Source organism: Streptomyces sp. NPDC005435, assembly GCF_040703155.1.
Lineage (GTDB): Bacteria > Actinomycetota > Actinomycetes > Streptomycetales > Streptomycetaceae > Streptomyces.
In genome coordinates this window covers 1-18,266 of record NZ_JBEXEQ010000008.1, presented here as the reverse complement: position 1 = coordinate 18,266, position 18,266 = coordinate 1, and the positions used below count along the sequence as shown (strand labels likewise).

General features: G+C 74.5%; 18 protein-coding genes. 11 read left to right on the top strand and 7 right to left on the bottom strand.

Translation table 11 applies throughout. The features are described 5' to 3' along the window. Nucleotides 1–9: 9 nt before the first annotated feature. Nucleotides 10–1,506, bottom strand: coding sequence for a phosphatase PAP2 family protein (locus AB0898_RS11840; RefSeq protein WP_366802735.1), 1,497 nt, complete (start codon nucleotides 1,504–1,506; stop codon nucleotides 10–12). A 125-nt stretch (nucleotides 1,507–1,631) separates the two neighbouring features. Here AB0898_RS11840 and AB0898_RS11835 point away from each other — a divergent pair, with 125 nt between their 5' ends. The 5 genes from AB0898_RS11835 (at nucleotide 1,632) to AB0898_RS11815 (ending at nucleotide 7,206) form a co-directional block, all read left to right on the top strand. Further along, nucleotides 1,632–3,251, top strand: coding sequence for an ATP-binding cassette domain-containing protein (locus tag AB0898_RS11835; protein WP_366802734.1), 1,620 nt, complete (start codon nucleotides 1,632–1,634; stop codon nucleotides 3,249–3,251). A gap of 125 nt (nucleotides 3,252–3,376) precedes the next feature. Beyond that, nucleotides 3,377–3,634, top strand: coding sequence for a DUF6158 family protein (locus AB0898_RS11830; protein WP_366802733.1), 258 nt, complete (start codon nucleotides 3,377–3,379; stop codon nucleotides 3,632–3,634). Between the two features lie 265 nt (nucleotides 3,635–3,899). After that, entirely contained in the window at nucleotides 3,900–4,712 is an 813-nt protein-coding gene (locus tag AB0898_RS11825; protein WP_366802732.1) for a hypothetical protein, read from the top strand. Between the two features lie 149 nt (nucleotides 4,713–4,861). Next, nucleotides 4,862–6,115 carry an aminotransferase class I/II-fold pyridoxal phosphate-dependent enzyme gene (locus AB0898_RS11820; protein WP_366802731.1) on the top strand — a complete coding sequence of 418 codons (1,254 nt, stop codon included), beginning with the start codon at nucleotides 4,862–4,864 and terminating at the stop codon, nucleotides 6,113–6,115. After that, nucleotides 6,112–7,206 (top strand): MBL fold metallo-hydrolase, encoded by a 1,095-nt coding sequence (locus AB0898_RS11815; protein ID WP_366802730.1) that lies wholly within the window; start codon nucleotides 6,112–6,114, stop codon nucleotides 7,204–7,206. The genes AB0898_RS11820 and AB0898_RS11815 overlap by 4 nt, the downstream gene beginning before the upstream one ends. A 55-nt stretch (nucleotides 7,207–7,261) precedes the next feature. Here the strand turns inward: AB0898_RS11815 and AB0898_RS11810 are convergent, their stop codons facing one another. Together AB0898_RS11810 and AB0898_RS11805 are read right to left on the bottom strand one after the other, a co-directional pair. After that, nucleotides 7,262–7,882, bottom strand: coding sequence for a VTT domain-containing protein (locus tag AB0898_RS11810; protein ID WP_366802951.1), 621 nt, complete (start codon nucleotides 7,880–7,882; stop codon nucleotides 7,262–7,264). A 14-nt stretch (nucleotides 7,883–7,896) separates the two neighbouring features. After that, nucleotides 7,897–8,670 carry an MBL fold metallo-hydrolase gene (locus tag AB0898_RS11805; RefSeq protein WP_366802729.1) on the bottom strand — a complete coding sequence of 258 codons (774 nt, stop codon included), beginning with the start codon at nucleotides 8,668–8,670 and terminating at the stop codon, nucleotides 7,897–7,899. Nucleotides 8,671–8,752: 82 nt separating this feature from the next. Between AB0898_RS11805 and AB0898_RS11800 the strand changes: the two genes are divergently transcribed. The 3 genes from AB0898_RS11800 to AB0898_RS11790 all read left to right on the top strand — a co-directional run bounded on the left by AB0898_RS11800 (nucleotide 8,753) and on the right by AB0898_RS11790 (nucleotide 11,935). After that, complete coding sequence (locus tag AB0898_RS11800; RefSeq protein ID WP_366802728.1) at nucleotides 8,753–9,184, top strand: hypothetical protein; 432 nt, start codon at nucleotides 8,753–8,755, stop codon at nucleotides 9,182–9,184. A gap of 165 nt (nucleotides 9,185–9,349) precedes the next feature. Beyond that, on the top strand, nucleotides 9,350–11,416 hold the full coding sequence (locus AB0898_RS11795) for an alkaline phosphatase family protein (protein ID WP_366802727.1): 2,067 nt from the start codon (nucleotides 9,350–9,352) through the stop codon (nucleotides 11,414–11,416). Nucleotides 11,417–11,509: 93 nt separating this feature from the next. After that, on the top strand, nucleotides 11,510–11,935 hold the full coding sequence (locus AB0898_RS11790; RefSeq protein ID WP_366802726.1) for an OsmC family protein: 426 nt from the start codon (nucleotides 11,510–11,512) through the stop codon (nucleotides 11,933–11,935). A gap of 64 nt (nucleotides 11,936–11,999) precedes the next feature. Here the strand turns inward: AB0898_RS11790 and AB0898_RS11785 are convergent, their stop codons facing one another. Next, nucleotides 12,000–13,064, bottom strand: a complete 1,065-nt coding sequence (locus AB0898_RS11785) for an alkene reductase (protein ID WP_366802725.1) — start codon at nucleotides 13,062–13,064, stop codon at nucleotides 12,000–12,002. Nucleotides 13,065–13,183: 119 nt separating this feature from the next. On the opposite strand from AB0898_RS11785, the gene AB0898_RS11780 reads away from it, so the two are divergent. After that, nucleotides 13,184–13,660 (top strand): MarR family winged helix-turn-helix transcriptional regulator, encoded by a 477-nt coding sequence (locus tag AB0898_RS11780; RefSeq protein ID WP_407078330.1) that lies wholly within the window; start codon nucleotides 13,184–13,186, stop codon nucleotides 13,658–13,660. A gap of 57 nt (nucleotides 13,661–13,717) precedes the next feature. On the opposite strand, the gene AB0898_RS11775 is transcribed toward AB0898_RS11780, so the two are convergent. Continuing rightward, the gene (locus tag AB0898_RS11775) at nucleotides 13,718–14,581 is read right to left on the bottom strand and encodes a helix-turn-helix transcriptional regulator (protein WP_366802724.1); all 864 of its coding nucleotides are present in this window, start codon (nucleotides 14,579–14,581) and stop codon (nucleotides 13,718–13,720) included. 165 nt (nucleotides 14,582–14,746) lie between these two features. Between AB0898_RS11775 and AB0898_RS11770 the strand changes: the two genes are divergently transcribed. Then, nucleotides 14,747–15,490: a class I SAM-dependent methyltransferase gene (locus tag AB0898_RS11770; protein WP_366802723.1), complete on the top strand. Its 744-nt coding sequence runs from the start codon at nucleotides 14,747–14,749 to the stop codon at nucleotides 15,488–15,490. Here the strand turns inward: AB0898_RS11770 and AB0898_RS11765 are convergent. Continuing rightward, nucleotides 15,459–16,229, bottom strand: a complete 771-nt coding sequence (locus AB0898_RS11765) for a ferritin-like domain-containing protein (RefSeq protein WP_366802722.1) — start codon at nucleotides 16,227–16,229, stop codon at nucleotides 15,459–15,461. The two genes, AB0898_RS11770 and AB0898_RS11765, sit on opposite strands and share 32 nt — an antisense overlap. Nucleotides 16,230–16,426: 197 nt before the next feature. Here AB0898_RS11765 and AB0898_RS11760 point away from each other — a divergent pair, with 197 nt between their 5' ends. Then, complete coding sequence (locus tag AB0898_RS11760) at nucleotides 16,427–17,329, top strand: class I SAM-dependent methyltransferase (RefSeq protein WP_366802721.1); 903 nt, start codon at nucleotides 16,427–16,429, stop codon at nucleotides 17,327–17,329. A 161-nt stretch (nucleotides 17,330–17,490) separates the two neighbouring features. On the opposite strand, the gene AB0898_RS11755 is transcribed toward AB0898_RS11760, so the two are convergent. Next, the gene (locus tag AB0898_RS11755) at nucleotides 17,491–18,123 is read right to left on the bottom strand and encodes a TetR-like C-terminal domain-containing protein (RefSeq protein ID WP_366802720.1); all 633 of its coding nucleotides are present in this window, start codon (nucleotides 18,121–18,123) and stop codon (nucleotides 17,491–17,493) included. Between the last annotated feature and the right edge of the window lie 143 nt (nucleotides 18,124–18,266).

Here is an 18,266-nt window from a genome sequence, read left to right as displayed (position 1 = left end):
GACGTACCGTCAACTGGCGGTGGCGCCGGGGCTGTAGACCGTCAGTGCGCGGGGCAGCACCTCCAGCGTCATCCGGCCGCCGACCGGGGTCACCTCGCCGTCGTAGGCCAGCGGGGTGCCGGGTGCGATGCCGGAGAGGCGCAGCCGGCCGAGCTGGACGGCCGCGTGGGAGGGGGAGCGGGTGAGGGGGCCGGCGACCGCCGCCATGAGCAGGCGCAGCGCCGGGTGACCGCTGCCGTTCACCACGCGCACGTCCAGGCGCCCGTCCGACAGGTCCGTACGGCGGCCCGCCCCGAGGCCCCGGCGGTGGTAGACGCCGTTGCCGACGAACAGCATCCACAGCGCGCGGCGCCGCCCGGCCGCCTCCAGCTCCAGCGGGTGGCAGTCGGCGCGCAGCACCCTGAGCGCGGCAAGGACCCCCGCGGCCCAGCCGCCGATCCGGGGCGACCAGTGCTCCCGCTCGCGCACCAGCTCGGGGTAGACGCCGAGGCTGAGCGTGTTGAGGAAGACGCCCGAGCCGGTGTCGGTGGTGAAGCGGCCCACGTCCACGGAGACCGCCTCGCCCTCGCGCACGGCGTCGGCGAGGTCGCGCTCGTCCTCCACGCCGAGGTCGTAGGCGAAGTGGTTGAGGGTGCCGCCGGGCAGCACCGCGAGCGGGAGTCCGCGCCGCAGGGCGATGCCCGCCGCCGCGTTCACCGTGCCGTCGCCGCCGCACACCCCGAGCACCCGGGCCCGGGCCGCCGCCTTCTCCAGCTCCGCGACCACGTCCTCCGGCGCGCACTCGACGATCTCGGCGGCCGGGAGCGCCGTACGCAGCACACTCACCCGGTCGGCGGTACCCGAAGCCTGGTTGGCCACCAGCACCAGCCCCTCGCCCTCCGGCAGCGCCGGGGCGTCGGCGGCCGGCCGGGCGGCGGGCCGCGCCTGGGCGCGGGTCTGCACCAGGGCCCGTACGACAAAGGCGGCGCCCACGCCGAGCGCCGCACCGGCCAGCACGTCACTGGGGAAATGGACGCCCGTGTAGACCCGGGACATCGCCACCGAGAACGCGATCGGCGCCACCGCGGCGCCCCAGGCCGGGGACTCCAGCGCGACACCGGCCGCGAAGGCGGCGGCCGAGGCGGCGTGCCCGGAGGGGAACGACGTGGTGATCGGCTGCCGCTTCAGCCGCCGGACCGCCGGCACCGGCGCGATCACCGGGCGCGGCCGGCGCACCGAGCGCTTGCCGAGGGTGTTGATCGTCAGCGAGGCGAGGCCGAGCGAGGCCACGCCGCGCACCGCCGCCCGGCGGGCGCGCGGGGTGCGGGTCGCGGCGATGGCGGCGGCCGCGGCGCACCACAGCACCCCGTGGTTCGCGCTGCGGCTCAGCTTCGGCAGGACGCGCTCGGCGCCGGGCCAGTTCCGTTCGGCGGCCACCTCGAACAGCCGGGCGTCGGCGGCGAGCAGCCGCCGCAGCACCGAGCGGCCGGGGACGGGGACGGCGGTCAGGTCGACATCAGGGCTCATGGCGTCCGACTACCCCGAAGCGGGGCTTCCTTGTGCGGGATGTGGGCCGTCGGGGGCCCCGGGCAGGGGGCGACCACGGGAAACGGGTTTGCCCGCGCCGTCCGTGCCAGCGGAGAATGCGCCGCATGGGACACCTGGAAGCCGCGCATCTCGAGTACCACCTCCCCGACGGGAGGACGCTGCTCGGCGATGTCTCCTTCCGGGTCGGCGAGGGCGCCGTCGTGGCCCTGGTCGGTCCCAACGGCGCGGGCAAGACCACCCTGCTGCGGCTGATCTCCGGCGAGCTGAAGCCGCACGGCGGCACGGTCACCGTCGGCGGCGGCCTCGGCGTGATGCGCCAGTTCGTCGGCTCCGTACGGGACGAGACCACCGTGCGCGACCTGCTCGTCTCCGTCGCCCCGCCCGGCATCCGCACGGCGGCGAAGGCGGTGGACGAGGCCGAGCACGCGATCATGACCGTGGATGACGAGGCCGCCCAGCTCGCCTACGCGCAGGCGCTCGCCGACTGGGCCGAGGTGCGCGGGTACGAGTCCGAGACCATGTGGGACATGTGCACCATGGCCGCGCTCGGGATGCCCTACGACCAGGCCCAGTGGCGTCTGGTGCGCACCCTCTCCGGCGGCGAGCAGAAACGGCTCGTCCTGGAGGCGCTGCTGCGCGGCCCCGACGAGGTGCTCCTGCTCGACGAGCCGGACAACTACCTCGACGTACCCGGCAAGCGCTGGCTGGAGCAGCAGCTCAAGGAGACCCGCAAGACCGTCCTGTTCGTCTCCCACGACCGCGAACTCCTCGCCCGCGCCGCCGAGAAGCTCGTCTCCGTCGAGCCCGGCCCCGCCGGCGCCGACGCCTGGGTGCACGGCGACGGCTTCGCCACCTACCACGAGGCCCGGCGTGAACGCTTCGCCCGCTTCGAGGAGTTGCGCCGCCGCTGGGACGAGAAGCACGCCCAGCTCAAGAAGTTGGTCCTCAGCCTCCGCCAGGCGGCCGCCGTCAGCCATGAGCTGGCCTCGCGGTACGCGGCCGCGCAGACCCGGCTGCGCAAGTTCGAGGAGGCCGGCCCGCCCCCGGAGCCGCCGCGCGAGCAGAACATCACCATGCGGCTGCGCGGCGGCCGTACCGGCGTACGCGCGGTGACCTGCGAGAACCTCGAACTCACCGGTCTGATGCGGCCGTTCGACCTGGAGGTGTTCTACGGCGAACGCGTCGCGGTGCTCGGCTCCAACGGCTCGGGCAAGTCCCACTTCCTGCGCCTGCTCGCGGGGGAGGACGTGGCGCACACCGGCGCCTTCAAGCTCGGCGCCCGCGTCGTACCCGGCCACTTCGCGCAGACCCACGCCCACCCCGAGCTGCGGGGCCGCTCCCTTCTCGACATCCTCTGGAAGGAGCACGCCCAGGACCGGGGCGCGGCGATGTCCCGGCTGCGGCGCTACGAGCTGACCGCGCAGGCCGAGCAGTCCTTCGACCGGCTCTCCGGCGGCCAGCAGGCGCGCTTCCAGATCCTGCTCCTCGAACTCGCCGGCGTCACCGCCCTGCTCCTCGACGAGCCCACCGACAACCTCGACCTGGAGTCCGCCGAGGCGCTCCAGGAGGGTCTGGAGGCGTTCGAGGGCACCGTCCTCGCGGTCACGCACGACCGCTGGTTCGCCCGCTCCTTCGACCGCTTCCTGGTCTTCGGCACGGACGGCCGGGTGCGGGAGACCCCGGAGCCCGTCTGGGACGAACGCCGGGTGGACCGGGTCCGCTGAGCCCGCGTCCTGGCGCGCAGGCCCGTCGGCCCGGATGTTCGTACAGTGGAGCTTCGGGGGACGCGGACAATCTGGGCACAGCGGACGCACCTCGGGAACGCGGACACGACGAGCGGGGTATCACCATGACCGGAGTCGACCCCAGCAGGCTGGACGATCAGCAGCTCATGAAGGAGCTGGAGACCATCCACCGCACACGCCACGACACGCTCCTCTACGCCTCGAACGACGCGCTGCGCGCCCACAACGAACGCATGGCGCAGCTGGAGGGCGAGTACCTGCGCCGCAACCCGCGCCGCCTGGTCAGCTCGGGGCGCACCCGCGAGGGGGCGCGGGAGCGGGGGTGCGGCGAGGCGGCGGCGCCGGGGACGCCCGGGAGCTGACCCTGAGCTGACCCGGACCTGGCCCGGAGCTGACCCTGAGCTGCCCCGGGACCTGTGGGGAGCCTCCTTCGGGCCGCCCGCGTCACCCGCACGGGCGGTCGCGTCCCGCGAATGGGGTCCGGCCGCGCGCGGTGCGGCGCGCGGCGGGCTGTGATGGCAGGCGAGGGCACGAGAGCCGTGTCCCGCAGACGGGCCGACGACCGGCGCGGCAGCGGTTGCCGACAGGCGTCGGCCGTCGTCGCCGCCCTGCCGAGGAGCCCTCCCCATGCACCGCACCGCCCGCGCCCTCACGGCCGCCACCGTGCTCGTCATAACCGGCCCGACCATGGCTTTCGCCTCCGGCCGGGGCGCGGACGCGCCCGCCGCGCGGGCCGCGCCGGCCGCTGCCGCGGCCTGTGACGGCCCTGCCGTGCCGGGTGCGGAGATCCCCGGCGCGGAGATCCCCGAGGACGTTCCCGGGGACGTTCCGGACGACGGTCTCGGGGATGCCCCCGAGGACGGCTCCGGGGGCGGGGACTGCGGTGACGGGGCCGGGGTGGCGGATGTGCCGGGTGCGGGTGCGGGTGGCGTGGCGCGTTCCCAGGCCCCGGGTATCGCCGCGGGCCGTTCCCCGGCCCCCGGCACCGGTGACAGCCGCTCTCCGGCGCCCGGCAAAGCCGCCCCCGGGACCGGTCAGACCCCGGAGCGGGACAGCGGCGGCGGCACCGGGGACCGGCCCGAGACCGGCAGCGGCAGTGGCATCGGCACCGGGAACCGTCCCGACACAGGCACCGGCAGTGGCACCGAGAGCCGTCCCGACACAGGCACCGGCACCGGTGACCGCCCCGACACAGGCACAGGCACAGGCACCGGCACCCCCGACCGCCCCGGCACCGACACCGGAACCGGCCGCGCCCCCGGCGACCCCCCACCCACCGTCCAGCACGGCGTCGACGCCGGCACCGGCGGTTCCTTCACCGGCTCCGTCCCCCTCCTGGCGGCGGGCGCCGCGCTCATCGCCGCCGCCTGCGCCGCCGCCCTGCACCGCCTCGGCGCGCCGTATCTGCCCCGCAGGCGACGGCGCCCGTCCGACGGCTGACGTCCGCGCTGTGACCAGGGCGACCCGAACCGGCAGCCATGCCGGGCCGATCACCGGGTACACACCAAACCGAGGGCACTACCGGCACACGGGTCACACGGCACCAGGCGAGTGAGCGGCAACGGCACACCCAGCGCGCGGAGGCGACGATGCGACCGACGGAGACCGAGGGCCACGGCCCCGTCCGCTACGGCCCGTCCCTGCCCGGTGACGGTCTGCCGGTGCTGCCCGAACTCGCCGCCCGCCTCGCGGACGCCGGCCGTGCTCCGGGCCAGCCCGTAGGGGGCGCCCCGGCCCTGCTGGAGGCCGCCTGCGGCTACTGGACCCGCCGCGCGCTGCCCACCGTCCCCGACCAGGTGGCCGCCGCGCCCGGCGCGCCCGCGCTGCTGCTCGCGATCGTCGCCGCGCTCGCGGCCGACGGCGGCGACGTGCTCGTCCCCCGCCCGCACGCCGCCTGGTGGGAACCTTGTGCCCGGCTGCTCGGCAGACGGGTCTTCCCTGTGCCGGTGCCGCCCGAGAGCGGGGGCGTGCCGGACCCGTACGCCCTGCTGGAGACCGTCCGCCGGGTACGGGCCGAGGGCGGCGACCCCCGGCTCCTCGTGCTGTCCGCCGCGGACGACCCGACCGGCACCGTCACCCCGCCCGAGCCGCTGTACGAGACGGTCGAGGCGGCGGCCGCCGAAGGGCTGCACCTGGTCAGCGACGAGACCTGGCGCGACACCTTGCACGCCCCGCACGAGACCGTGCTGCTCAGCCCCGCCGAGATGCTGCCCGACCGGGTGACCGTCGTCAGCGACCTGGCCGGTGCCCTGCTCCCCACCGGCTGGCCCGCCGCCGTCGCCCGCTTCCCGGCCGGTCCGGCGGGGGAGGGGCTCCACGCGCGGGTGCTGGACGCGCTCACCGCGCTCGGCGCCCGTGTCGCCGCGCCCGTGGCGGAGGCCGCGCGCTACGCGCTCGACGAGCCCGAGCCCGTCATCGCCCGCCGCGAGGCCGCCGTACGGCTGCACGCGCACCTGGCCGCCGCCGTGCGCCACGCGGTCGTCGCGGGCGGCGCGCTCGCCCGGCCCCCGCAGGCCGGCCGCCAGGTGTACGCCGACCTCGGCCCGCTGCGCGAGGCGCTCGCCGCGCGGGGCGTCGGCGACGCCCAGGAACTGGAGGACCACCTCACCGCCCGGCTCCCGATGTCCGCCCCCGGCGCCCACCGCTTCGGCGACGACCTCGGCGCGCTGCGGGTACGGCTCGCCACCGGCCCCCTGACCGGCGCGACCGACGCGGAACGCACCGAAAGCCTCACGTCGCCCACACCGACGGAACTGCCGCATGTGCAACGCGCGTTGATGTCCTTGGGGTCGGTTTTCGACGATCTCCGTGACGACGCTCAGCGATGGGAGCATCCTCGATGACGCAACAGACGCACGAGCCCGGGTCCACCGCCACGACCCCCGAAGCGACCAGCGCGACCGCCGGCACGACCACCGCCGTCCCCGTCGGCAAGGTGCCCAAGTCCCCGCCCCCGCCCGCCTTTCCGCCGCTCGCCGAACCGCGCCCGCTCGGCGAGCGCCGGGTGTGGCCGCGCACCTTCCACGACCGGCTCACCGCGCCGCTGCCCGGGCTGAAGGCCATGGCCCGCTTCGCCCGCGAGGGCGCGATACGCCCCGACCCGCAGGGCCTCGCCGACATCCCCCGACTCCCTTACGAGCCAGGTCCGTTGCCCCGCGTCGGCGCCCGTACCCTCGCCGCCTCCTGGGCCGGGCACGCCAGTTGGGTCGTCCAGGTGGGCGGCCTGACCGTGCTCACCGACCCGGTGTGGTCACGCCGCATCCTCGGCACCCCCGCCCGCGTCACCCCGGTCGGCGTCCCCTGGGAGGCGCTCCCCCCGGTGGACGCCGTCGTCATCAGCCACAACCACTACGACCACCTGGACGCGCCGACCCTGCGCCGACTCCCGCGCGACACACCGATGTTCGTGCCCGCAGCGCTCGGCGGCTGGTTCCGCAGAAGGCGGTTCACCCGCGTCACCGAGCTGGACTGGTGGGAGGGCGCCGAACTCGACGGCGTCCGCTTCGACTTCGTGCCCGCGCACCACTGGTCCAAGCGCACCCTCACCGACACCTGCCACAGCCTGTGGGGCGGCTGGGTGCTCACCGCGCCCGACGGACAGCGCGTGTACTTCGCCGGGGACACCGGATACGGCCACTGGTTCAGCCGCATCGGTCGCCGCTACCCCGGGATCGACCTGGCCCTGATGCCGATCGGCGCCTACGACCCGCGCTGGTGGCTCAGCGATGTGCACTGCGACCCCGAGGAAGCCGTCCAGGCCGTCGAGGACCTCGGCGCCCGGCGGATGGCGCCGATGCACTGGGGCACCTTCGTCCTCTCGGCGGAACCGGTCCTGGAACCGCTCACCCGGGTCCGCGCCGCCTGGGAGAAGGCCGGCTTCGACCGCGAGGACCTGTGGGACCTGCCGATCGGGGCCTCACGGGTACTCGACTGACCCGGACCGCCCGCGCCGTACGAGAAGCCGCCGCACCCGGCGTACGAGAAGCCCCTCACCGCCCCCGCAACCGCCGTACCACCCCCGGCGCCGCGCTGACCAGCACCGTCAGCGCGACCGCCGCCACCACGCCCTCCCAGGGCTCGGGGAACAGCGAACCCCCGAGGATGCCGATCAGCTGGTACGTCACCGCCCACGCCAGGCAGGCCGGCAGATTCCCCCGGGCGAAGCGGCGAAGCGGCCACTTGGCCAGCAGACAGGCGAGCATCACGGGTATCCGGCCCGCCGGAACCAGCCGGGACAGCACCAGCACCGCGACCCCGTGATCCGCCAACTTCTCCTGGGCGCCGGCGAGTCTCTCCTCCGGCGCCCGGTCGCGTATCGCCTCCAGCCAGCGCGAGCCGCTCTGCGAACGCAGCCCGCGCAGCCCCAGCCAGTACAGCGCCGCGTCCCCCAGGAAGGCGGCGAAGGATGCCGTCACGAAGACCAACGCCAGTGCGTACGGCGCCGTTTGATGGAAGGCGACCACCGCGGCCGAGCTGACCAGCGCCCCGGTCGGCACCACCGGCACCAGTGCCCCGATCAGCACCAGCAGGAACAACGACGGGTAGCCGAGCGCCTGTTGGGTGGACTCGGGCGGTACGACCTGAGGGACGGCCGCCGCCAGCAGGGCCACGCCCGCCGGGCATCTCACCGGGCGACCTCCAGCCGTATGCTCTCGCCGTGCCCGAGCCGGTGCACCGCGACCTCCGGCGCGACCCGGGCCGCAAGGCGCGCGAACTCGTCGCCGGGGGCGTGGAATTCATGCGGGCGGACCGCGTCCATGCCGATCGGCCAGTACGTGCCGTAGTGCACCGGCACCGCGCAGCGCGGCCCGAGTCCGGCCAGCGCCCGCGCCGCCCGCCCCGCGTCCAGGTGCCCCTCGCCGAGGAACGGCCCCCAGCCGCCCACCGGCAGCAGCGCCACGTCCACCGGGCCGACCTCCTCGGCCATGGAGTCGAAGAGACCGGTGTCCCCGGCGAAGTAGGTCCGCGCCTCGCCCTCGACCACGTAGCCGAGCGCGGGGGAGTGGTGCGGGCCGAACGGCAGCCGCCGTCCGTCGTGCCGGGCGGAGACCACACGTACCCGCAGAGGCCCGGCCCGTACCTCGTCCCCGGGCTCGACCTCGGTGAGGTCCAGATGCCGCAGCCGCCGCAGCCCCGGCACCGCGCGCGGGGCGCCCCGGGGCACCAGCAGCCGCGTACCCGGCTCCAGCCCGGCCAGCGACGGCAGGTGCAGATGGTCGGAGTGCAGATGGGACACCAGCGCCAGATCCGCGTGCCGGGCGCGCGCCGGGGGCAACGCGCCCCGGCGGCGGCGCAGATGCGCGAGGCGCACGGCGAACAGGGGATCGGTGAGCACCCGTGTGTCCGAATCCCGGATGGCACAGGTCGCGTGCCCCCACCAGGTGACCTCCACCGGCACCCCCGCACCTCCTTCGCGCGACTCCCCTGAAGCCTACGGGCAGCGGTAGGGTCTGCGGCGAACCCGGAGGTGAGGGGACGCCATGAGACCGTTACGGGGTGCCGCCGACGGGATCGCGCCGGTGCGGGTCACCGCCATCGCCAGCCTGACTCCGCTGGAGGAGCTGGAGGAGGACCCGTTCCTGGTCGACTCCCGCAGCCAGCACGCCATGTGCGCCCGCTGGGCCGCCGAGCAGGGCTTCGTCGTCACCCGGGAACTCCTGGTCGGCGGAGTGCGCTTCGACCACGGCGCCCTGTGGGACGGGGTGCGCTCCGGTGTGGACGTCTTCGTCGCCCCCAGCCGGCGTGTCCTCGAACGCGCCCTGTCCTCGGTGGAGGAGTTCACCGCCGAGTGCGTCCGGCGCGGGGTGCGCGTGGAGACCGTGGGGCGCGCGGAACCGGCGTACGACGCGGCGATGAAGGCGCGGGTGCACCGGAGACTGTCGATGCCGACGGCGGGGTACGACGGGCTCTGACGGGACGGGCTCTGACGGGACGGCCTCCGAACGGCCGGTCTCCGAACGGGAGCCCCGCGCCCGGTATCGCCCCGGTGATCCGGATCACCCGGGCTTCGCACCCCGGTGTGGCAAGGTGGAGCGGGGCCCGGTGCCGTGCGGGCCGGGAGGCGAGGTGCACGGGGCGTGCGGGACGTACGGTGGCGGCGGATCGCCGGTCAGCTCGGACGGAGCGTCACGGTGTGGGCGGTCTCCACGCTCACCATGCTCGTGCTCGCCGGGCTGCTGCCCGACTTCCGGCTGCAGTCCGCCGACGGCGACAGCGCGACCCGGATCGCGATCACCGCGGCCTGCGGCGCGGGCGCCTTCGGTCTGCTCTCCGCCCTCGTCTGGCCGCTCCTGGTACGGCTGCTGCTGCTCGTGCCCGCCCTCTTCCTCGGCCTCCTGGTCTTCGCGCTCAACGGCTCGCTGCTGCTGCTCGCGCTGCGGCTGAGCCCCACCGGGCAGGGCGAGGCCGCGCCCGAGACCGCCGTCATCGTGGCCGCCGTGATGTCCGCCGTCGCCTCCGCGACCGGCGGCGCCCTCGCCGTACGCGACGACGACGCCTACCGGCGCCGGCTGCTGCGCCTGGCCGACCGCCGCCGCCGGGGCACCCCGCCCTGCCCGGCCGGTCCCGGCCTGGTCTGCGTCCAGCTCGACGGCGTGGGACACGACGTGCTCACCGCCGCCGTCCGCGCCGGACAGCTGCCGGCCCTCGCCCGCCTGCTGACCGGCGGGGACGCCGGGGAGCCGACCCACCGGCTCACCCCCTGGCGCACCGACTGGTCCAGCCAGACCGGCGCCAGCCAGCTCGGCATCCTGCACGGCAGCACCTTCGACGTGCCCGCGTTCCGCTGGTACGAGAAGGAGCGCGGCGAGGTCATGGTCTGCAACCGGCCCACCTCCGCCGCCGAACTCCAGCGCCGCGCCATGATCCGCACCGGCGAGCGCGGACTGCTCGCCATGGACGGCGCCAGCCGGGGCAACCTCTTCAGCGGCGGGGCCGGGGAACAGGCGCTCGTGCTGTCCATCGCGACCCGCCGCCGGGGCCGGGAGAACCGTTCCCGCGCCGGGTACTTCGCCTACTTCAGCGACCCCGCCAACGCCGTACGCACCGCCCTGTCCTTCGCCGCCGAGATCGGCCGCGAGATCGGCCAGTCCGTACGCGCCCGGCTGCGCCGGGACCGCCCGAGGGTGAGCCGGGGCGGCCTCTACCCCTTCATCCGCGCCTTCGCCACCGTCGTGGAGCGGGACGTCGTGGTCGCCGCCGTCATGGGCGACCTGCTCGCCGGGCGCAGCGTCGTCTACGCCGACCTCGTGGCCTACGACGAGGTCGCCCACCACTCCGGACCGCACAGCCGCGACGTGGAGCAGGTGCTGCGCCGGCTCGACCGCTCCGTCGCCCTCATCGAGAAGGCCGCCGAACACGCGCCCCGCCCCTACCACTTGGTGATCCTCTCCGACCACGGCCAGAGCCCCGGCGAGACCTTCCGCGCCCGCTACGGCCTCACCCTTGCCGACCTCGTCCGCGCGGGCTGCGGGCTGCCCGTACCGCGCCGCGCCGAGCACACGCACAGCGGCGCCGAGGCCCGCGCCGCCGTACGCGCCGCCCTCGGCCGCCCCGACGAGCCCGACGAGACACTCCCGCGCCCCGCCCGCCGCCTCGAACCGGTCGTCCTCGCCTCCGGCAACCTCGGCCTGATCTCCTTCCCGGACATGCCGCACCGGCTGACCAAGGAGGAGATCGACGCCCGCCACCCCGCCCTGCTGCCTACCCTCGCCAACCACCCCGGCGTCGGCTTCCTGCTGGTACGCAGCGAGAAGCACGGCGGTGTGGTGCTCGGCCCCGCGGGCACCGAGATCCCGCTCGCCGGCCTCGACGAACACCCGGGCCCGCTCGCCCCCTTCGGCCCCGGCGCGGCCGAGGCCGTACGCCGCACGCACGCCTTCCCGCACACCGCCGACATCATGGTCAACTCCTGTTACGACCCGCAGACCGGCGAAGTCCTCGCCTTCGAGGAGCAGATCGGTTCGCACGGCGGCCTCGGCGGCGCCCAGTCCCGCCCCTTCCTGCTCTCCCCGCTGGCGCTGTCCGCACCGGGCGGGGAGCTGGTGGGCGCCGAGGACGTGCACGCCGTACTGCGGCGCTGGCTGCGGGAGTTGAACGGACCCGAGGTGCCGCTCGACACCGACGGCGACCGGCGCGCCGCCTGAGCGCGGACGGGTCCTCACCCCGCCGCGCCGCCGGATGTGATCGGATGGGCTGAACAGAGCCCGGAAACGGGATCACCTGCGAAAGGAACCACCGTGGCCACCACGCGCACCGCACACACCGTCTGGGAGGGCGAACTCCTGACGGGCAACGGCACCGTCACGTTCGACTCCTCCGGCATCGCCTCCCAGCCGGTCTCGTGGCCGTCGCGCGCCGAGCAGGCGAACGGCCGTACCAGCCCCGAGGAGCTGATCGCGGCCGCCCACTCCAGCTGCTTCTCCATGGCGCTCTCGCACGGCCTGACCGGCGCCGGCAACCCGCCCACCCGCCTGGAGACCAAGGCCGACGTCACCTTCCAGCCCGGCGAGGGCATCACCGGCATCCACCTCACCGTCCGCGGCGAGGTCCCCGGCCTGGACGAGCAGGCCTTCGCCGCCGCCGCCGAGGACGCCAAGAAGAACTGCCCGGTCAGCCAGGCCCTGACCGGCGTCCCGATCACACTGACGGCCGAACTGGCCTGATCCGGACGGGCGGTGCCCCTGGGTGACCGGGGGCACCGCACCCCCGGTCATCCCGGGAGCGGCGTCAGGCCGACAGTGCCGGGTAGTCCGTGTAGCCCGTCGCGTCACCGCCGTAGAAGGTGGCCGGGTCGGCCGTGTTGAAGGGGCCGTCGGCGGCGAGGCGGGCGGGCAGGTCGGGGTTGGCGAGGAAGAGCCGGCCGAAGGCGAGCACGTCGGTGGTGCCGTCCTCGATCAGGACGAGGTCCTCGGGTCCGGTCGGGCGCTCGCCGGTATTCGGGTTGAGGACGAAGGTGCCGGGGAACAGCCCGCGCAGGGACAGCGTCACGTCCCGGTCGCCTGCCTCCAGCACGTGCAGGTAGGCGAGGCCGAGCGGGGCGAGCCGGCGCACCAGCGCCTCGTAGGTGGGGCGCGGATCCGGCTCGTGGATGTCGTTGAGGGTCGAGCCGGGGGACAGCCGCAGGCCGAGGCGTTCGGCGCCGATGGCGTCCGCTACCGCCGAGGTGACCTCCACCGCGAAGCGGATGCGCCCCTTGACCGAGCCGCCCCAGGCGTCGGTGCGCCGGTTGCTGTTGGGTGCGAGGAACTGCTGGATCAAGTAGCCGTTGGCGCCGTGCAGTTCGACACCGTCGAAGCCTGCCTCGATCGCGTTGCGGGACGCCGTCACGTGGTCGGTGATGGTCTGCTCGATGTCCGCCCCGGTCAGCTCGCGCGGGACGACGAAGTCCTTCGGGCCCTCGGGCGTGAAGCCCTGCCCCTCGGCGGCGACGGCCGAGGGGCCCACCGGTACGAGACCGTCGGGCAGCAGGACCGGGTGGCCGATGCGCCCGGTGTGCATGATCTGGGCGAAGATCTTTCCGCCCTTCGCGTGCACGGCGTCGGTGACCTTGCGCCAGGCGGCCACCTGCTCGGCGCTGTGCAGGCCCGGGGTGAAGGGGTAGCCCTGGCCGACGACCGAGGGCTGGATGCCCTCGGTGATGATCAGGCCGGCGGAGGCACGCTGCGCGTAGTACTCCACCGTCAGCTCGGACGGCAGCCCGTCGTAGGCGCGGCTGCGGGTCATGGGCGCCATCGCGATCCGGTTGGCGAGCTTGGTCTTTCCGACGGTGACACTGTCGAAAGCAGTAGGCATGACTGTCCCCTCGACTGTTATTTGGTTAGCCAATGATTCGGCCGGACTCACCGTAGCGCAACTACTTGGTCAGCCAACATAATGGACCCGGAACTTCACCGGCCAAGGAGGCTGACCCCGTGAACCACACGCCGACCGACATGGCCTGCGGTGACGTCCGTGCAGGTCAGGACAGTGGCGGCAGCGGGCAGATCAGCCACGCCATCGCCCGCGTCGCCCGCGCCCACCGGAGTGCGGCCGGACAGCTGCTGCGCCGCATGGGCCTGTACGCAGGACAGGAGCTGCTGATGATGCGGCTGTGGGAGACCGGCCCGCAGCGGCAGTCCGAGCTGATCAAGATGCTCGACCTCGACGCGTCGACGGTGACGCGGATGGTGCAGCGGCTCGAACAGAAGGGGTTCGTCACCCGGTCCCCCGACCCGGAAGACCGCCGTGCCGTGCTGGTGGCGACGACGGAGGCCGGGGAGGCACTGCGCCCCGAAGTGGGAACGATGTGGCAGGAGTTGGAGAACCGTACGCTTGCCGGTGTCAGTGAGGAGGACCGAGGTCATCTGGCCAGGATTCTGGCGGCAGTCGAGCGGAACCTCACCGAGTGAGCCTCCCGGCGGGGCCTGCCGCACCGTGGCGGCAACGCCGGTTCCGCGCGCGGAGCGCTACAGGCTCTCGCGGAACTCCCGCAGCAGCTTCTGTGTCCGCTGTGCCGAGGCTGCCCGTGCCGTCATGTGGTCCAGTACCTCCAGGTGGGTGGACACCTCCTCGCGGGAGTCGAGGTACAGCGCGCCGGTGAGGTACTCGGTGAAGACCATGTCGGGCAACTCCCGCTGGGGGAAGCGGAAGAGGGTGAACGGGGCGTAGGTGCCGGGGTGCGGGCCGGCGGCGAACTCGGCGAGCTGGAGGGTGATCCGGTCGCGCTCGGCGTATTCGAGGAGCTTGTCGAGCTGGTCGCGCATGACCTCGGAGCGGGTGCTGACCGGGCGGCGCAGGACTGTCTCGTCCATGACGATCCACAGGTACGGCGGGTCCTCCCGCTCCAGCAGGTGCTGCCGCTCCATGCGCAGGGTGACGTGCCGCTCGACCGAGTCCGGCGCGTGCTGGCCGATGGTCCCGGCCTCCAGCACGGCGCGCGCGTACGCCTCGGTCTGCAACAGGCCCGGGACGAAGTGGGGTTCGTAGGAGCGGATGAGCCGGGCGGCGCCCTCCAGGCTGACGTAGAGGCTGAACCACTCCGGCAGCACGTCGTGGAAGCGCTGCCACCAGTCCGGGCGGTTCGCGTCCTCGGCGAGCTGTACGAACGCGGCGGCCTCGTCGCCGGTCACGCCGTACGTCGACAACAGCGCCTGGACGTACGGGATCTTCAGGGCGACCTCGGCCGTCTCCATGCGCCGTACGGTCGCGGCGTTCACATGGAGCACCCGCGCGGCCGCGTCCCGGCCCAGGCCGGCCGCCTCGCGCAGCTCCTGCAGCCGCCTGCCCAGGACCACTTGGCCCACGGTGGGCGCCGCCCGCCGCTCACTCACGCCCGCCCTCCCCTACGCGTTGACGTCGTGTAGTCAGTCTGTCACGAGCCGGGCTCCCGCACACGTGTTCAAAGGTAAGAAAGATCGGGAACGCGTATCTGACGATCTGTCAACTCCTTTACGAATAACGGGACATGGCAAACGCGGCGCCCCCAGACTGGCCGCGTGCTCGACTATGAGAAGGAAGCCGACACCTACGACGCCTCCCGTGGCGGCGAGGCTCGCGCCGAGGCCGCCGCCGAGGCCGTCCTCGCCCTGATCCCCGACCGCACCGGCCGCCTCCTGGACCTCGGCTGCGGCACCGGCACGGTCACCCGGCGCCTGGCCGCCGCCCGCCCGGACCTGCGCGTGACCGGGCTGGACCGGGCCCGCGCCATGACCCGGCGCTCCGCGGTCCTCGTTCCCGGCGCGATCCTGCGCGCCGACTGCCGCCAACTCCCCTTTCCCGACACCACTTTCGACGCCGTCACCAGCATCTGGCTCCTCCATCTGCTGGCCGACCCGGCCGACCGGCGCGCGGTCCTCGCCGAAGTCGCGCGCGTCCTGCGCCCCGGCGGGACCTACGTCACCACCGTCGACAAGGCCCGCTCCCACGACGTGGGCAGCGACATCGACGCCGTCCTCGCCCCCCGCACCCGTCCCCCCGCCGCCGACGCCCCCGACATCGTCACCGCCCACGCCGCCGAGGCCGGCCTGGTCCCCGCGGGCGAGGGCCGTTTCGTGGGCGTCGGCCAGGGCCGCAGCCCCCGCACCACCATCACCGACCTCGGCCGCGGCTGGTTCGGCACCCTCCCCCCGGGCGCCCCGGAAACCACCCGCTTCGCCACCCTCCTCTCCCACCTCCCCGACCAGGAACGCCCGCGCGCGGACCCGGTGTTCAGGCTGCGGGCTTATCGGAAACGGGAGTGAGGCAGCCGCCGTCGCCTTGAGCCGGGCCGTCCGTCGTGGGCGTCAGGATCGCGGTGACGGCGGTCCCGGCCGTCGCCATCACGTCCGCCGTGAAGCGTGCCCGGCCGACGCCGAGGGTGTGCAGGGCGCGGCCGTGGTCGAGGGCGACGAAGAGGGAGGTGGTGAGCAGGAGCAGGCGCCAGAGAAGGAGGAGGGGGTGGCGCAGGGGGCGGGGGAATTCCGCGAACGAGTCGCTCAGGCGGGCGCAGTGGAAGGGGATGTGGCGTTCCTCGTCGGCGAGGACGCGGGCCGCGACCTCGGTGGTGAGGGGGTCGGTGGTGCCGTCGCGGAGGGCGCGGTAGTAGCGGAGGGCGATCAGTTCCGCGACCATGAGGACGAGCAACTCCAGCCGCAGGCCCAGGAGTCGGCGCAGGCGTACGAAGACGGCGTCGCTCCAGTGGCCGGCGAGGGTCGGCAGGCCGGCCGAGGCGAGGAGGCGGGCCAGGAGCCGGGCGTGGTTCTGTTCCTCGGCGACGAAGAGGCGGGCCGCCCGCGCGTAGTCGGGGTCGCCCGCGCGGCCGGCCTTGGCGAGGAGGCCGGCGCCGTCGCCGTCCTCCCCGACCTGGAAGCGCTGGACGCTCGCCCACACCGCCGGGTGCCCGGTGGCGCCGCGCCGCCAGTCCGGGTCGCCCAGGGCGGTCCGCCGCTCGCCTTCCTCCTCGAACCGCCGTGTCCACTCCGCGAAATCGCTCCGGCGCACCCCGGCCCCCTCCCCGGGTGCGGCCCTCGCACCCTGATGAGGGACGACGCGCGCGGGCGCCGAACCGTTCCACCGCGTCCGCCCCCGCCCCGCCCGCCGCTCGTACGGCATCCGCACTTGCCGTAACGGCAACAGAACTGGCCCCCGCCCCTCACGCCGTCGCACGCTGGGCCCATCCGGAAGAGAGGCGGGCCACCATGGCGCACGACCAGCACCACGACCACCACCAGCACCACGAGGCGCACGGACACAGCCACACGGACCTCGACTGGGCCGAGCAGGGACCGGTCCTGGAGGCGCAGGCGGAGCTGTACACCCCCACGTACGAGCAGGCCATCGCCTGGCTGGCCGAACAGGTGCCCGCCCCTGAGCTGATCGTGGACGCGGGCAGCGGCCCCGGTGTCGTGGCGTGCCTGTTCGCGGAGGCGTTCCCGCAGGCGCGGGTGGTGGCGGTGGACGCCGCCGCCCCGCTGCTCGAGCGGGCGCAGACGCGTGCCGAACAGCGCGGACTGGGCGGCCGTTTCAGCACGCTGACCGGTGAACTGCCGGACGTGCTGGACAAGTTGGACTACCCCGTCGATCTCCTCTGGGCCAGCCGCAGTCTGCACCACCTCGGCGACCAGGGAGCCGCGCTCACCGCCTTCGCCGAACGCCTCGCCCCCGGCGGCACGTTGGCCCTCCTGGAAGGCGGCCTGCCCGCCCGCTTCCTGCCCCGCGACATCGGCATCGGCCGCCCCGGACTCCAGTCCCGGCTGACGGCCCTGGAGGAGGAGTGGTTCGCCCGGATGCGCGCCGGACTCCCCGGCGCCGTCACCGAGACCGAGGACTGGCCCGCCCTCCTGACCGCCGCCGGACTGCGCCCCGCCCGCACCCGCAGCTTCCTCCTCGACCTGCCCGCCCCGGCGACCGAGCAGGCCCGCGCCCATGTCGTCCACACCCTCACCCGCCTGCGCGACGCCGCCCCCGACGACCTCACCCCCGAGGACCGCACCACCCTCGACCGCCTCCTCGACCCCACCGACCCGGCGAGCGTCCACCTCCGGCCGGACGTGTTCCTGCTGGACGCGTACACGATCTACACGGCGGTACGACCCGCGTAAACCGGACTCCTGCCCGCCCCCTGACGCAGGCCCCGCCTGCGTCGGAGGGCACGGGCAGGCGGGGGCACGCGATAGGTCAGGGGGACTGGCAGTACAGAGGGCGCCCGGCAGGGCAGAGGGTGCGCGGCAGGGCAGAGGGCGCCCGGCAGGGCAGCGGCACCTCACAAGCCAGGGACACGCCCCGCACCAAGACCCTCCCGCAGCTCGGCGAACGCCTCGACCGTCGCCCACCCCCGCAGCGTCGCCCCCACCGCCGCCCCGAACGCCGCGTCCGCCGCCAACAGGTCCAGCGCACCGGCCAGTTCGAGCGTCACGACTCCATGCAGGGCCACCCAGAACGAGAGCGCGATCGCCGTGGCGTCGCCGTCGAGGGCGCCCCCCGCCACCGCCCGCTCGATCGCCGCGACCAGCGGCCCCACCGGGTCGGCCGCCCCGACCTCCCCCGACGGTTCGAAGGACTGCACCCCGCCGAACAGCACCGTGTACAGATGACGGTGACCGTGCCCCCAGCGCCGGTACGCCACGGCGAGCGCGCGCAGGTCGGCGAGGGGATCTCCGGTGGCCGGCACCGCCGACAGGTCCGCGAAGAGCCCGGCCACCGCCCGGTCGCGCACGGCCGCGATCAGGCCGTCCTTGCCGCCGAACAGGGAGTACACCGCCGCCGTCGAGGTCCCGGCGGCCGCCGCCACGACGCGGACCGTGACCGATTCCCGGGGCCGCGTGGCCAGCATCTCCGTCGCGCACGCCACCAGTCGCTCGGCGACGCCCTCGTCATTCGTTCTCGGCCTGCCCATGCCCAGAGCCTAGGGGGTGTCTCGTCGATCAGGCCGGGCTCGCGACGCCTGGCACCGCACCTCGCCGCGTTGTCGTCGGTCGCCGATGCTCCGCATCGACTCCCTCCTCCGCCTTGCGACGCACGGCACCAGACGCCGCTCCC

What these genes read in the sequence shown, in the direction of transcription:
- AB0898_RS11840 (WP_366802735.1), bottom strand. Translation starts at nt 1,506, where the DNA reads ATGAGCCCTGATGTCGACCTGACCGCCGTCCCCGTCCCCGGCCGCTCG.
- AB0898_RS11835 (WP_366802734.1), top strand. Translation starts at nt 1,632, where the DNA reads ATGGGACACCTGGAAGCCGCGCATCTCGAGTACCACCTCCCCGACGGG.
- AB0898_RS11830 (WP_366802733.1), top strand. Translation starts at nt 3,377, where the DNA reads ATGACCGGAGTCGACCCCAGCAGGCTGGACGATCAGCAGCTCATGAAG.
- AB0898_RS11825 (WP_366802732.1), top strand. Translation starts at nt 3,900, where the DNA reads ATGCACCGCACCGCCCGCGCCCTCACGGCCGCCACCGTGCTCGTCATA.
- AB0898_RS11820 (WP_366802731.1), top strand. Translation starts at nt 4,862, where the DNA reads ATGCGACCGACGGAGACCGAGGGCCACGGCCCCGTCCGCTACGGCCCG.
- AB0898_RS11815 (WP_366802730.1), top strand. Translation starts at nt 6,112, where the DNA reads ATGACGCAACAGACGCACGAGCCCGGGTCCACCGCCACGACCCCCGAA.
- AB0898_RS11800 (WP_366802728.1), top strand. Translation starts at nt 8,753, where the DNA reads ATGAGACCGTTACGGGGTGCCGCCGACGGGATCGCGCCGGTGCGGGTC.
- AB0898_RS11785 (WP_366802725.1), bottom strand. Translation starts at nt 13,064, where the DNA reads ATGCCTACTGCTTTCGACAGTGTCACCGTCGGAAAGACCAAGCTCGCC.
- AB0898_RS11760 (WP_366802721.1), top strand. Translation starts at nt 16,427, where the DNA reads ATGGCGCACGACCAGCACCACGACCACCACCAGCACCACGAGGCGCAC.
- AB0898_RS11755 (WP_366802720.1), bottom strand. Translation starts at nt 18,123, where the DNA reads ATGGGCAGGCCGAGAACGAATGACGAGGGCGTCGCCGAGCGACTGGTG.